15 protein-coding genes are annotated in these 12,081 nt (G+C 59.1%); 10 read left to right on the top strand and 5 right to left on the bottom strand.

Annotated elements, in window-relative coordinates:
- The first annotated feature begins 100 nt into the window (after nucleotides 1-100).
- The 4 genes from AB4Z35_RS18855 to AB4Z35_RS18840 all read left to right on the top strand — a co-directional run bounded on the left by AB4Z35_RS18855 (nucleotide 101) and on the right by AB4Z35_RS18840 (nucleotide 4,228).
- A complete protein-coding gene (locus tag AB4Z35_RS18855) occupies nucleotides 101-388 on the top strand; it encodes a hypothetical protein (RefSeq protein WP_442098617.1) in 288 nt (95 codons plus the stop codon).
- A 71-nt stretch (nucleotides 389-459) separates the two neighbouring features.
- Nucleotides 460-624, top strand: a complete 165-nt coding sequence (locus tag AB4Z35_RS18850; protein ID WP_008002172.1) for a DUF1328 domain-containing protein — start codon at nucleotides 460-462, stop codon at nucleotides 622-624.
- An 839-nt stretch (nucleotides 625-1,463) separates the two neighbouring features.
- Nucleotides 1,464-2,795, top strand: coding sequence for a glutamate/aspartate:proton symporter GltP (gene gltP, locus AB4Z35_RS18845; RefSeq protein WP_116262487.1), 1,332 nt, complete (start codon nucleotides 1,464-1,466; stop codon nucleotides 2,793-2,795).
- Nucleotides 2,796-2,998: 203 nt separating this feature from the next.
- A complete protein-coding gene (locus AB4Z35_RS18840; protein ID WP_442098616.1) occupies nucleotides 2,999-4,228 on the top strand; it encodes a nucleoside recognition domain-containing protein in 1,230 nt (409 codons plus the stop codon).
- Here AB4Z35_RS18840 and AB4Z35_RS18835 read toward each other — a convergent pair.
- Nucleotides 4,210-5,307 carry an aminopeptidase gene (locus AB4Z35_RS18835; protein ID WP_442098615.1) on the bottom strand — a complete coding sequence of 366 codons (1,098 nt, stop codon included), beginning with the start codon at nucleotides 5,305-5,307 and terminating at the stop codon, nucleotides 4,210-4,212. The two genes, AB4Z35_RS18840 and AB4Z35_RS18835, sit on opposite strands and share 19 nt — an antisense overlap.
- 59 nt (nucleotides 5,308-5,366) lie before the next feature.
- Here AB4Z35_RS18835 and AB4Z35_RS18830 point away from each other — a divergent pair, with 59 nt between their 5' ends.
- On the top strand, nucleotides 5,367-5,789 hold the full coding sequence (locus AB4Z35_RS18830) for a PA0061/PA0062 family lipoprotein (RefSeq protein ID WP_442098613.1): 423 nt from the start codon (nucleotides 5,367-5,369) through the stop codon (nucleotides 5,787-5,789).
- Nucleotides 5,790-5,830: 41 nt separating this feature from the next.
- The gene (locus AB4Z35_RS18825) at nucleotides 5,831-6,253 is read left to right on the top strand and encodes a PA0061/PA0062 family lipoprotein (protein ID WP_442098612.1); all 423 of its coding nucleotides are present in this window, start codon (nucleotides 5,831-5,833) and stop codon (nucleotides 6,251-6,253) included.
- A 4-nt stretch (nucleotides 6,254-6,257) separates the two neighbouring features.
- Here the strand turns inward: AB4Z35_RS18825 and AB4Z35_RS18820 are convergent, their stop codons facing one another.
- Entirely contained in the window at nucleotides 6,258-6,491 is a 234-nt protein-coding gene (locus tag AB4Z35_RS18820) for a DUF1161 domain-containing protein (protein WP_442098610.1), read from the bottom strand.
- A 378-nt stretch (nucleotides 6,492-6,869) separates the two neighbouring features.
- Between AB4Z35_RS18820 and AB4Z35_RS18815 the strand changes: the two genes are divergently transcribed.
- Entirely contained in the window at nucleotides 6,870-7,871 is a 1,002-nt protein-coding gene (locus tag AB4Z35_RS18815; RefSeq protein ID WP_008002158.1) for an LLM class flavin-dependent oxidoreductase, read from the top strand.
- 68 nt (nucleotides 7,872-7,939) lie between these two features.
- Here AB4Z35_RS18815 and AB4Z35_RS18810 read toward each other — a convergent pair whose 3' ends face one another.
- Both AB4Z35_RS18810 and AB4Z35_RS18805 read right to left on the bottom strand, forming a co-directional pair.
- A complete protein-coding gene (locus AB4Z35_RS18810; RefSeq protein WP_442098609.1) occupies nucleotides 7,940-8,164 on the bottom strand; it encodes a DUF1161 domain-containing protein in 225 nt (74 codons plus the stop codon).
- Nucleotides 8,165-8,285: 121 nt separating this feature from the next.
- Nucleotides 8,286-8,501, bottom strand: coding sequence for a dodecin (locus AB4Z35_RS18805; protein WP_008002152.1), 216 nt, complete (start codon nucleotides 8,499-8,501; stop codon nucleotides 8,286-8,288).
- Between the two features lie 157 nt (nucleotides 8,502-8,658).
- Here AB4Z35_RS18805 and AB4Z35_RS18800 point away from each other — a divergent pair, with 157 nt between their 5' ends.
- The gene (locus tag AB4Z35_RS18800) at nucleotides 8,659-8,982 is read left to right on the top strand and encodes a DUF883 family protein (RefSeq protein ID WP_442098607.1); all 324 of its coding nucleotides are present in this window, start codon (nucleotides 8,659-8,661) and stop codon (nucleotides 8,980-8,982) included.
- On the opposite strand, the gene AB4Z35_RS18795 is transcribed toward AB4Z35_RS18800, so the two are convergent.
- Nucleotides 8,979-9,872, bottom strand: coding sequence for a LysR family transcriptional regulator (locus AB4Z35_RS18795; protein WP_442098606.1), 894 nt, complete (start codon nucleotides 9,870-9,872; stop codon nucleotides 8,979-8,981). The two genes, AB4Z35_RS18800 and AB4Z35_RS18795, sit on opposite strands and share 4 nt — an antisense overlap.
- 124 nt (nucleotides 9,873-9,996) lie before the next feature.
- Between AB4Z35_RS18795 and trpB the strand changes: the two genes are divergently transcribed.
- The gene (gene trpB / locus AB4Z35_RS18790) at nucleotides 9,997-11,232 is read left to right on the top strand and encodes a tryptophan synthase subunit beta (RefSeq protein ID WP_442098604.1); all 1,236 of its coding nucleotides are present in this window, start codon (nucleotides 9,997-9,999) and stop codon (nucleotides 11,230-11,232) included.
- Nucleotides 11,232-12,044, top strand: a complete 813-nt coding sequence (gene trpA, locus AB4Z35_RS18785) for a tryptophan synthase subunit alpha (protein WP_442098602.1) — start codon at nucleotides 11,232-11,234, stop codon at nucleotides 12,042-12,044. The genes trpB and trpA overlap by 1 nt, the downstream gene beginning before the upstream one ends.
- The last annotated feature ends 37 nt before the right edge of the window (nucleotides 12,045-12,081 follow it).

The following is a 12,081-nucleotide window of genomic DNA, read 5'->3' as shown; positions in this document are numbered from 1 at the left end:
AATCAAGGCTGGCATGCAGGCTGCAATTGTCTGGTTGACCAGGGCATTCAAAAACAAACGCCCGCTATCGAATACCGACCCGATCGGTAGGAGCTTCAGGATGAACCGTCAACGTGCCGCCCACCTGTACCTCTCGCCTGTGCATATCCAGCAAGGGGTGTTTGCTGTTCTGGCGCTGTTGATCACCCTGATCGGCGGCCAGCAGTTTCTGTGCAGGGAGCAGAGCCAGCAGCCGGAAGCTCCACACCTGTCGATTCAGCATCCGACCCAAACCCATTTCAGTGCTGTCAGCAGCGGTCAGGCCGATAGCACCCCGATGCGCATGATGGATGTCGACCAGGCCGGGCCTGTGGGTGAGATGCGTCATCAAGAGCGTTGGGTGTTCTAGGCAAAACTTCCGCCGCACCCCATGCGCCGGGAAACGCAGCACCTCTAAACAGAAACGTAAGGAGAATCACCATGTTGAGCTGGGCAATCACATTTCTGATCATCGCCATCATCGCCGCCGTACTAGGCTTCGGTGGTATCGCGGGCACCGCCACGGGTATCGCCAAGATTCTGTTCGTCGTATTCCTGGTGATGTTCGTTGCCTCCTTTTTCTTTGGCCGTCGCGGTCGAGGCTGATATGAGAGGGTTGTTGAATACACTGGCAGCCGCCCTGCAGGGCGGTAGTGCCAGACATGCCGGTTAGCGTTTCCCTGACAAGCTTGATCACCGTATGCAGGACTTGTTGATCGGACATTTGAATTTGTACACGAAGGAGGCAACAGCGCCTCTTTCCACCTGCGCCACCTGAGGAAGGCCGGCGCATGACCAAGGGGTCGGGACGTTCTGCCTGTTTCAGGGGCGGAGTGACCTACGGGTACAGGGAGTACCTGCGCAAGGGCCGGGTCTGGAAAAGCTGCTGCGCAAGTTCGCCGGACCGTCATGGCTCGACGGGCTTGCGAAGGGCTTGATCACGCAACACATTGAAATAGAGCGCTCGTCCCGGTTTCATCACTGTTATCGCTTCCTCGTCCTTGTTACGTCGGAAATTACTTTTCCCGGCGTTTCAGCAGCGACCGTATATCGAGAAAAATCACCTTTCTTTGGCCGCGATTTTTCGCTTCGTTCGGCGGGATTTTGCTGGAAAATCAACGCTCGGCCACTGCTCAAAAAACATTCAATCTGCTCTGTGATGGCCGGTTCACGGCACTTATGCCTGCCGAAATGTCGTATTCGAACCGGTTGGGACGCGAGTTTCACTAAAAAAACCTCATGCCGATTCGGCATGGGGTAGGCGTTTACGGCATTAGACGGCGCTCCCTTGCATCGGAATAGTTGCGCCTTTTTTCGCCTGCCAGAGAGCCGTAAACACGCGGTCCGGGGCACCTTATACGGGGGGCAGATGCACTAGACTTTTTCGCCATAAGCGTTCCAGTTCGTGCATCTCCCTGAGTCAAACAACAAGTAAGGGTAAAGATATGAAGAAGGCAAAGCTTAGCCTCGCCTGGCAGATCCTCATCGGTCTGGTATTGGGGATTGCAATCGGTGCGCTGCTCAACCATTTCAGTGCCGAAAAAGCCTGGTGGATCAGCAACGTCCTGCAACCGGCAGGCGATATCTTTATCCGTCTGATCAAGATGATCGTGATTCCGATCGTCATTTCCTCCCTGATCGTCGGTATTGCAGGCGTCGGTGACGCCAAGAAGCTGGGGCGCATCGGCTTCAAGACCATCATCTACTTCGAGATCGTCACCACCATCGCTATCGTGGTCGGTCTGCTGCTGGCCAACCTGTTCCATCCGGGTGCCGGCATCGACATGAGCACCCTGGGCACTGTGGACATTTCCAAGTACCAGGCCACGGCGGCCGAGGTTCAGCATGAACACGCGTTCATCGAAACCATCCTCAACCTGATCCCGTCGAACATCTTTGCAGCCATGGTTCGCGGCGAAATGCTGCCGATCATCTTCTTCTCTGTATTGTTCGGTCTCGGTTTGTCGAGCCTGCAGGCGGACCTGCGCGAACCGCTGGTGAAGATGTTTCAGGGCGTATCGGAAAGCATGTTCAAGGTCACTCACATGATCATGAACTACGCCCCGATCGGCGTGTTCGCACTGATTGCGGTGACCGTTGCCAACTTCGGCTTCGCCTCGCTGATACCGCTGGCCAAACTGGTGATCCTGGTTTACTTCGCCATCGCCTTTTTCGCTTTCGTGATCCTGGGCCTGATCGCTCGCCTGTTCGGGTTCTCGGTGATCAAGCTGATGCGCATCTTCAAGGATGAGCTGGTACTGGCCTACTCCACCGCCAGCTCCGAAACCGTGCTGCCACGCGTGATCGAGAAAATGGAAGCCTACGGCGCGCCGAAAGCCATTTGCAGCTTCGTTGTGCCGACCGGTTACTCGTTCAACCTCGACGGTTCGACCCTGTACCAAAGCATCGCGGCGATCTTCATTGCCCAGCTGTATGGCATCGACCTGTCGATCAGCCAGCAACTGTTGCTGGTGCTGACCTTGATGGTCACCTCCAAAGGTATCGCTGGGGTTCCGGGCGTGTCCTTCGTGGTACTGCTGGCCACACTCGGCAGCGTCGGTATTCCACTGGAAGGCCTGGCGTTCATCGCCGGTGTCGACCGCGTCATGGACATGGCCCGTACCGCACTGAACGTGATCGGCAACGCCCTGGCGGTTCTGGTTATCGCTCGTTGGGAAGGCATGTACGACGACGCCAAGGGCCAGCGCTACTGGAACTCCCTGCCGCACTGGCGCAGCAAGGAAAAACTGCCGGCGGGTGAAATTTCCAAGGGCTGATGCAATACCCCTTGTGGGAGCGGGCCTGCTCGCGATGACGGATTGACCGTCACCGTTGATGTCGACTGATACACCGCTATCGCGAGCAGGCTCGCTCCCACAATGGTCTGCGACAGCAGAACTAACAAACCCCGGAGAAATCCGGGGTTTGTCGTTTCTGGCCACCCCGCTATCATTCGCGCATCTTTTGGGGGATTTGACTGATGCTCAATGGCCTGTGGCTTGGCTTCTTCATCGTGGCAGCCGTCTCGGCGCTGGCTCAGTGGCTGATTGGCGGCAACGCCGGGATATTCGCGGCGATGGTGGAAAGCATTTTCGCCATGGCCAAGTTGTCGGTCGAGGTCATGGTGCTGCTGTTTGGCACCCTCACTCTCTGGCTGGGCTTTTTGCGCATTGCCGAGAAAGCCGGGATCGTCGAATGGCTGGCCAAGGCCCTGGGGCCACTGTTTTTGCGCCTGATGCCTGAGGTCCCGCCTGGTCATCCGGCCATCGGCCTGATCACCCTGAACTTCGCCGCCAATGGGCTGGGCCTGGACAACGCCGCCACACCGATCGGCCTCAAGGCCATGAAAGCGCTGCAAGAGCTCAATCCCAGCGATACCGTCGCCAGCAACGCACAGATACTGTTCCTGGTGCTCAACGCTTCCTCGCTGACCCTGCTGCCGGTGACGATCTTCATGTATCGCGCCCAGCAAGGCGCGCCTGACCCGACGCTGGTGTTCCTGCCGATCCTGCTGGCGACCAGTTGCTCGACCATTGTTGGCTTCCTGTCAGTGGCGTTCATGCAGCGCCTGCGCATCTGGGACCCCGTGGTGCTGGCCTACCTCATCCCTGGCTCCCTTGCCCTCGGCGGTTTCATGGCGTTGCTGGCGACCCTTTCGGCTACCGCGCTGGCTGGCCTGTCGTCGATCCTCGGCAACCTGACGCTGTTTGGCCTGATCATGCTGTTTTTGCTGATCGGCGCGCTGCGCAAAGTGAAGGTCTACGAGGCCTTCGWCGAAGGCGCCAAAGAGGGTTTCGACGTCGCCAAGAACTTGCTGCCCTACCTGGTGGCAATGCTCTGCGCGGTAGGTGTTCTGCGGGCATCCGGGGCGCTGGACTTCGGTCTGGACGGGATTCGTCAYCTGGTGGCGTGGGCCGGTTGGGACACGCGTTTCGTCGATGCGCTGCCGACGGCGATGGTCAAACCTTTCTCGGGTAGCGCCGCCCGGGCGATGCTGATTGAAACCATGAAGACCTCGGGCGTGGACAGCTTCCCGGCGCTGGTGGCGGCAACGATCCAGGGCAGTACCGAGACGACCTTCTATGTACTGGCGGTGTACTTTGGCGCCGTGGGTATCCAGCGCGCACGACATGCAGTCGGTTGTGCATTGCTGGCGGAGCTTGCCGGGGTGTTGGGTGCGATCGGGGTTTGTTACTGGTTCTTTGGTTGATCGGCCCCGCCAGCCAACACCTTCAACGCTGCCTTGCGCTCGCCCGTCGGCAAGGCACCGAGCTTCTCCACGGCAGCATAGAACTTGAGCCAATCGCCATCCACCTGATGGAACAACGCGGCAAATGCCGGTACCCATTGATCGTACAAACCAAACGGCAATAGCCGGGCATTGTTCATGGGGGCATAGATCCAGGCGTCGTAGCGTTTGTCTGCGGCCCACTGACTGTCGCGCAATTGCCGGTACTCGCTGCGCAAGCGCTCGAACTCGGCAGCCTTGCGCTGGCGCATTTGTTCGGTTGGCAACGACAAGGTGTAGAGCTTTTCCAGCCGGGTGCGGGTCTTGAGCACCAACTCAGTGAACTGGTCGCGCCGACGCACCTGCGCATCGTTATCCGGTGGCAGGTGGCGGTAGGTGCGCCATTGGCGAGTACCTTCCTGCTCGACGAAGGTGGCAAAGGATTCATTGAACTCCGTGTCGTCCTTTATATAGAAACGCTGATGGGCCAGCTCGTGAAAGATCAGCGTGGCCAGTCGCTCATCCCCCCAACCCATCATCGAACTGATGATCGGGTCGTTGAACCAGCCGAGTGTCGAATAGGCCTCGACGCCGCCAATTGACACGTCCATACCCTGCAAGCGTTGCAATGCCGCTTCGCCGCGGGCTGCACTCTGGCTGTAGTAACCGCGATAGGCCACGCAGCCGGCGACGGGGAAGCAGTGACTTACGGGCTTGAGGGAAAATTCCAGCGTGACGAAGACATTCCAGACGACGAATGGACGGCCAATGTCAGCGTACAGGCGGTAACTCTGGTTATCCGGCAGGTGCAATTGCTGGCTGGCAAACGTTCGGGCCTTTTGCGATTGCTCCAGGTGTGAGCGCAGTTTTTGATCGCGCGCCGGGTCGGCAATCACGCTGGAAACCGGCTCTCTTGCCCGTAGCAACTGCAGTTGGCCGCTGGCCAATTGGCTGTAATAGCTGGCGCTGGTGCAACCGTTGAGCAACAAAAACAACACGCCCGGAAACAAAACGCGAAAAACGCGATCAAGTAACCCAAGGCTAGGAAGCGGCCTGATCACAATAATTCTTCCTTGGAGAGTCTTTCCACAAGACTATCCCGCCTGACTGGAGCTCCGCTATGCGCATGTTGATACTGACAGGAGGCCTGCTGATGCTGGCCGGCTGTGCTTTTTTCGGACTACCCCGCCCTGATCCTGCGCAAGCCTGGATCGACCTGGAGTCGAAGCAAGCAGATACGAAGCTGCAAGCGCTGGAGGTCGATGACAAGGCCACCGACGATAAACGCTATTTCCAGGTCCAGCCCGGTAGCCATGAGCTGACTGTCCGCTACCAATTCTCGGTCCAGCCCACCAACATCGGCCCTGACGCCGAGCCGTTGTGGCGCGATTGCCAGTTGAACGTGAAATTCAACGACTTCAATGCGGGCGAGCGTTATCAGCTACAGGCGGGGAACATCGGCTTTCGGCCTTGGGCGAAACTCTACGATCAACAGCGCAAAGTGGTTGGCCAAGGCACGCCAGCGGGCTGTCAACACACCTGATCGGCGTTATGCTGAATGTATAGCCCCTTGGGACATTCATCATGTACAGGTTGATGCTGTTACTCGCCGTCAGTGTTGTTGCTGGTTGTCAGACCCCGATGCCGGCGGCTAATCCAAAGATGGCCTGGGTCGATTTTTCCACGCCCTTCCCTAACGATAAATTGCTGATGGCCGAGCGTCTGGATAAACAGCGCTTGGCCGACGGGCGTTATTTTGAGGTTATGCCCGGCAGCCATGAACTGATCGTCCGCTTCGACTTCGAAGTACCTGGTGGCGGGGGCTTGAACATGATGGGTGGCCCTTCTGAACGCATATGTTACTTGACCATCAACTTCGATCATTTCGAAGCCGGCCAACGTTATGTGCTTGAAGGCCGCTCGATTGCCTTCATTCCTGAAGCCAGGCTATACAACGCCAATCGGGAGATCGTTGCAGAAGATCGGGAGTCTTACTGCTTGATGTGACATGTCAGCGGTCGTTCTTCTGGTAGATGATTTTCCTGGTGCCGTTTTCGCATGAGCCAACGACCATGTTCTGGTCGTGTACCTCGTCGTTGGTGACGATTTCAAGCGTGTAGGCGGTGACGCCACTGGCCTGGATCTTGGCTTCGATCTCGGCCTTGAGTTCTTCGCAGGGTTTCGGCGCTGCGAGGGCCGAAGTGGCCAGTGCGCAACAGATAATCACCAGGGCAAAACGTTTCATGGTTGAAGCTCCTTTGAGGCAGCACCACAGTCATGGGGTTTCGCTGCTGTCATTTATTCGACCACAGTTTTAGCGGGCAAGTCTGTCACGACGCAAAAAAGATCGCAGCCTTGGGCAATCTGCCGAGTGATCCCGGTGGTTGCCCAAGGCTGCGATCTTTCGTTTCAACGAAAATCCAGCCGACCAATGTTGCCTCCAGGCTGATTTCGCCTTGAGGATCAACTTCACCTCGTCCGATCAATCAGCTTTTTTCGCGGGATTTTTTACCGGGCTATTGAAACTCGGGTATATGCCCACATTGCATGAAACACGCTTTTGGATTCGGCAGGTTTTCGTTCGCAAGATCGAACCTGCGCCCTCAATTGGAGAAGCAGGTTTATGAAACGACTGTCCGATATCAAGTTCTCGACCCTCGATCTGGTGCCGGTGCGCGAGAACGGCAGCGCGGCCCAGTCGCTGCGCAATTCGCTGGACCTGGCGCAACACGTCGAGAAGTTCGGTTACAACCGCTTCTGGGTGGCTGAGCACCACAACATGGATGGCATCGCCAGTTCCGCGACTTCGGTGCTGCTCGGCTACCTGGCCGGTGGCACGTCGACCATTCGTGTCGGCTCGGGTGGGGTGATGTTGCCTAACCACGCACCGTTGGTGATTGCCGAGCAGTTCGGCACCCTGGAAAGTCTTTATCCGGGCCGGATCGATCTGGGCCTGGGGCGTGCCCCGGGCTCCGACCAGATGACCGCACGTGCGTTGCGCCGTGAACGCTCCGGCAGCGCCGACGACTTCCCGGAAGATGTGGCGGAACTGGTGCGCTACCTGGGGCCACGCACTCCGGACCAACGCATCATCGCCATGCCGGGAACCGGGACCAATGTGCCGGTCTGGTTGTTGGGGTCGAGCCTGTTCAGCGCACAGTTGGCAGGTGAACGTGGTTTGCCCTACGCCTTCGCATCGCATTTCGCACCGCGCTACATGCATGAAGCGATTCGGGTCTATCGCAATCACTTCAAACCGTCAGCCGTTCTGGACAAACCTTACGTAATGCTCGGCGTGCCATTGGTGGCAGCCGATACCGACGAGCAGGCCGATTACCTGGCCACTTCGGTGTTCCAGCGGATTCTCGCCCTGATGCGTGGGCAAAGCCTGGTGCAACGTCCGCCGGTGAAGACCATGGACGGCCTGTGGCTGCCCCATGAGAAAGAGGCCGTGCACGATTTCCTTGGGCTGGCCATGATCGGCAGCCCGCAGAAAATCCGCGCCAAACTCGAGGTCCTGATCGAACAGACCCAGGCCGACGAGCTGATTTTCACCTGTGACCTGTACGAGCATTCGGATCGTGTGCATTCCTACGAGCTGCTGGCACAGGTCATGCGAGGCTGATACTCAAACGGCAGGCATGAAAAAGCCGGCGCCAGGGCGTCGGCTTTTTAGTTCAGGCGAGGATCGGCCTACTTTTTGTAGACGATCACTTTGGCGCCCTTTTCGCATTTGCCAACAACTTTTCCGCCGGCAGCGGTACCTTTTTCGACGATCTCCAGCGAATAACCGGAAACGCCCTTGGCATCAAGTTTCGCTGCGATTTCGGCTTTCAGCTCTTCGCATGGCTTGCCATCACCCGCCAATGCGGTCCCCGCAAGGCTCAACAAACCTACCGCCAACATAAACTTCTTCATCGGTTGCATTCCCTGGTCGGATCATAGGGGTAACCAGCCGTCAGCCGGACGCGCTCATGGAGCGCTTTGCCATTCCCTATGGCATTCGGCCGGCGTGCAAGTTCAGAAGACTAGCCCAAAGTCAGCTGCTGGCAATGCGGAATCCGACTTTCAAGGTCACCTGAAAGTGCGCAGCCTTACCGTCCCTGATGTGCCCACGGGTCTCGGTCACTTCAAACCATTCCATGTACTTGATGCTTTTGCTGGCTTCGGCCAGCGCGTTGTTGATCGCATCTTCGATGCTGCTGGTGGACGAGCCGACCAGCTCGACTTTCTTGTAGGTGTGATGGTCAGACATGGCGTTCTCCTCGGCGTGTGAATTACAGCCTAGCAGTGATTTTTCCTATTTCTTCTGTTGGCCGTTCTCAGAGTGAAGTTCAGATTTTCTGCACTTTCTCGAACCCCTGAAGTCCCAACCAACACACGCCACTCATCACCAATGCAGGAGAGCCACCATGGCCAGCACCTCGTTACGCAAAGCCTCATTGCAAAGCATGGAAGCCGAGATCGAGAGTCTGCTCAAGTCTTTGGAAAACCTGAAGGACGACGCCTCGGACGAGTCGCGTAAAACCCTCAAGACCCTGAAAAGCAACGCCGAGAATGCCTTGAAGCACTCGCGCCATCTGCTGGCCGACGCCTATGAAGAGGTCAAGGTCAAAACCCGCGAAACCGGGATTGCCACCCGGGACTACGCTCAGGAACACCCCTGGACAGCAGCCGGTGTCGCCGTGGGCGCATTGGGCCTGCTGGCCRCTTATCTGTTGTGCAAGCGTGATTAATCCGCTCGACGCAGCTCGTTCCTGAGCCACTGCGCCAGTTGCCGGGCGCGCCCGTCCGCGGCGCGCTTGGGTAGCCACAACGCCAGTTGTGCCGGGGTTTCACTGAAGCCCCATGGCGCAACCAGGCGGCCGGCCTTCAAGTCCTCCGTCACCAAGGGCTCGGGGGCAATCGCCACGCCCAGACCCGCGACGGCGGCTTCCAGCAAGTAATACAAATGTTCAAATCCCTGACCGTACTTCAACGCCCTGGCGTCGAGGCCGCGTGGTTGCGCCCAGCTCGGCCAGGCTTGCGGGCGTGAGGTGGTGTGCAGCAAGGGTTCGCTCAGCAGTGCTGTGGCCGGCGCTTCCTTGAGCCGTTCATAGCCGGTGAACCGCGGGCTCATGACCGGACCGATGCGTTCGCTGGCCAGCTCAAAAACCTGCATGTCCGCCGGCCAGGGGGGCTCGGCAAAGACCAGCAAGGCATCCAGCCCCGGTCTTCGCGGATCGAGATCGCCTTCTCCGGCCGACAGGTGCAGGCGCAAGTCCGGCAGGTCGGCATTGAGCCTCCCCAGCCGCGGGATAAACCAGCGCGCCAGCAGGCTTCCCGAGCAACCGAGCACGAAGGGGGCATCGGCTGTGCTTTGTGTGAGTTCGGCGCAAACGCTGCGCAGGCGTTCGAAGGCTTCGCTGCTGGCGTCACGCAGACGCAACCCGGCATCTGTGAGTTTCAGGCCGCGACCGTCCTTGATGAACAGGCTTACGCCGAGGTGTTCTTCAAGCACCTTGAGTTGCCGGCTGACCGCACCGTGGGTGACGTGCAGATGTTCGGCCGCCTGGCTGACGCTGTTCAGGCGGGCAGTGGCTTCAAAGGCGCGAAGCGCGTTCAGCGGAGGAAGGCCATGGCTCATGGAATCTGTGAGTTTTCCTGACAGGTTGTGGCGATCTTATCGGTTTTCAGGCCGGGGCGTCAGGGGTAGAGTGAAGCCCACTATCTCTTTATGCATCACTTCACGCATTCAACTGGAGCGCCCCATGACCCAGACTAATCTGCGCAACGGCCCTGATGCCAACGGCCTGTTTGGCGCGTTCGGCGGCCGCTACGTTGCCGAAACCCTGATGCCGTTGATCCTCGACCTGGCCCGCGAATATGAGTTGGCCAAGGAAGATCCTGCATTCAAGGAAGAACTGGCCTACTTCCAGCGCGACTATGTCGGACGTCCAAGCCCACTGTACTTTGCCGAGCGTCTGACCGAGTTCTGTGGCGGTGCGAAGATCTACCTCAAGCGTGAAGAGCTGAACCACACCGGCGCGCATAAGATCAACAACTGCATTGGCCAGATCCTGCTGGCGCGGCGCATGGGCAAGAAGCGCATCATCGCCGAGACCGGCGCCGGCATGCACGGTGTGGCCACGGCCACCGTCGCTGCACGCTTCGGTCTGGATTGCGTGATCTACATGGGCACCACTGACATCGAGCGTCAGCAGGCCAACGTGTTCCGCATGAAGCTGCTGGGCGCCGAGGTGATCCCGGTGGTGGCCGGCACCGGCACGCTGAAGGATGCGATGAACGAAGCCCTGCGTGACTGGGTGACCAACGTTGACAACACCTTCTACCTGATCGGCACCGTGGCCGGTCCGCACCCTTACCCGGCGATGGTCCGCGACTTCCAGGCCGTGATCGGCAAGGAAACCCGCGAGCAACTGCAAGCCCAGGAAGGTCGCCTGCCGGACAGCCTGGTGGCGTGCATTGGCGGTGGTTCCAACGCCATGGGCCTGTTCCACCCGTTCCTCGACGACAAGAGCGTCGAGATCATCGGCGTTGAAGCCGCCGGTTACGGCATCGAGACCGGCAAGCACGCGGCCAGCCTGAATGGCGGCGTTCCTGGCGTCCTGCACGGCAACCGCACCTTCCTGCTGCAGGATGACGATGGCCAGATCATCGATGCCCACTCGATCTCTGCCGGCCTCGACTACCCGGGCATCGGTCCGGAACACGCCTGGTTGCACGACATCGGCCGCGTTCAATACACCTCGGTGACCGACGACGAAGCCCTCGCCGCGTTTCACCAGTGCTGCCGCCTGGAAGGGATCATCCCTGCCCTGGAAAGCGCCCATGCCCTGGCCGAAGTGTTCAAGCGCGCACCGACCCTGCCAAAAGATCACCTGATGGTGGTCAACCTGTCCGGCCGTGGCGACAAAGACATGCAGACCGTGATGCACCACATGGAACACTCTCAACAAGAGCAATCGAAGCAGGAGAAACACTGATGAGCCGCCTGCAAACGCGTTTTGCCGAACTCAAGGAACAGAACCGCGCCGCCCTGGTGACCTTCGTGACCGCTGGCGACCCGAGCTACGACACCTCCCTGGCGATCCTCAAAGGCTTGCCGGCGGCCGGTGCTGACGTGATCGAGCTGGGCATGCCCTTCACCGACCCGATGGCTGACGGCCCGGCCATCCAGCTCGCCAACATCCGTGCGTTGGGTGCCAGGCAGAATCTGGCGAAAACCCTGCAAATGGTTCGCGAGTTCCGCCAGGACAACAACGAAACGCCGCTGGTGCTGATGGGGTACTTCAACCCGATCCACATGTACGGTGTACCGCGCTTCATTGCCGAAGCCAAAGAGGCCGGCGTTGACGGCCTGATCGTGGTCGACCTGCCGCCGGAGCATAACGGCGAGCTGTGCGACCCGGCGCAGGCCGCGGGCCTGGACTTCATTCGCCTGACCACGCCGACCACCGACGATGTGCGCCTGCCGACTGTTCTCAACGGCAGCTCCGGTTTCGTCTACTACGTGTCGGTGGCCGGTGTGACCGGCGCCGGTGCCGCCACGCTGGAACACGTCGAAGAAGCGGTCGCCCGTCTGCGCCGCCATACCGACCTGCCGATCAGCGTCGGTTTCGGTATCCGGACTCCGGAACAGGCGGCGTCCATCGCGCGTCTGGCTGATGGTGTGGTGGTGGGCTCGGCGCTGATCGACCAGATCGCCAATGCGGCAACTGCGGACCAGGCCGTCGACGGCGTATTGAGCCTTTGCTCGGCACTGGCGGACGGCGTGCGTAAAGCCCGCGTCAGTTGAGCTGAACACTGACCCCCTGTAGGAGCGAGCTTGCTCG

Origin of the sequence: Pseudomonas sp. KB_15 (assembly GCF_052114525.1) — a bacterium.
Lineage (GTDB): Bacteria > Pseudomonadota > Gammaproteobacteria > Pseudomonadales > Pseudomonadaceae > Aquipseudomonas.
The sequence above is the reverse complement of the archived record's forward strand: the minus strand, read 5'-3'. Positions and strand labels throughout refer to the sequence as shown.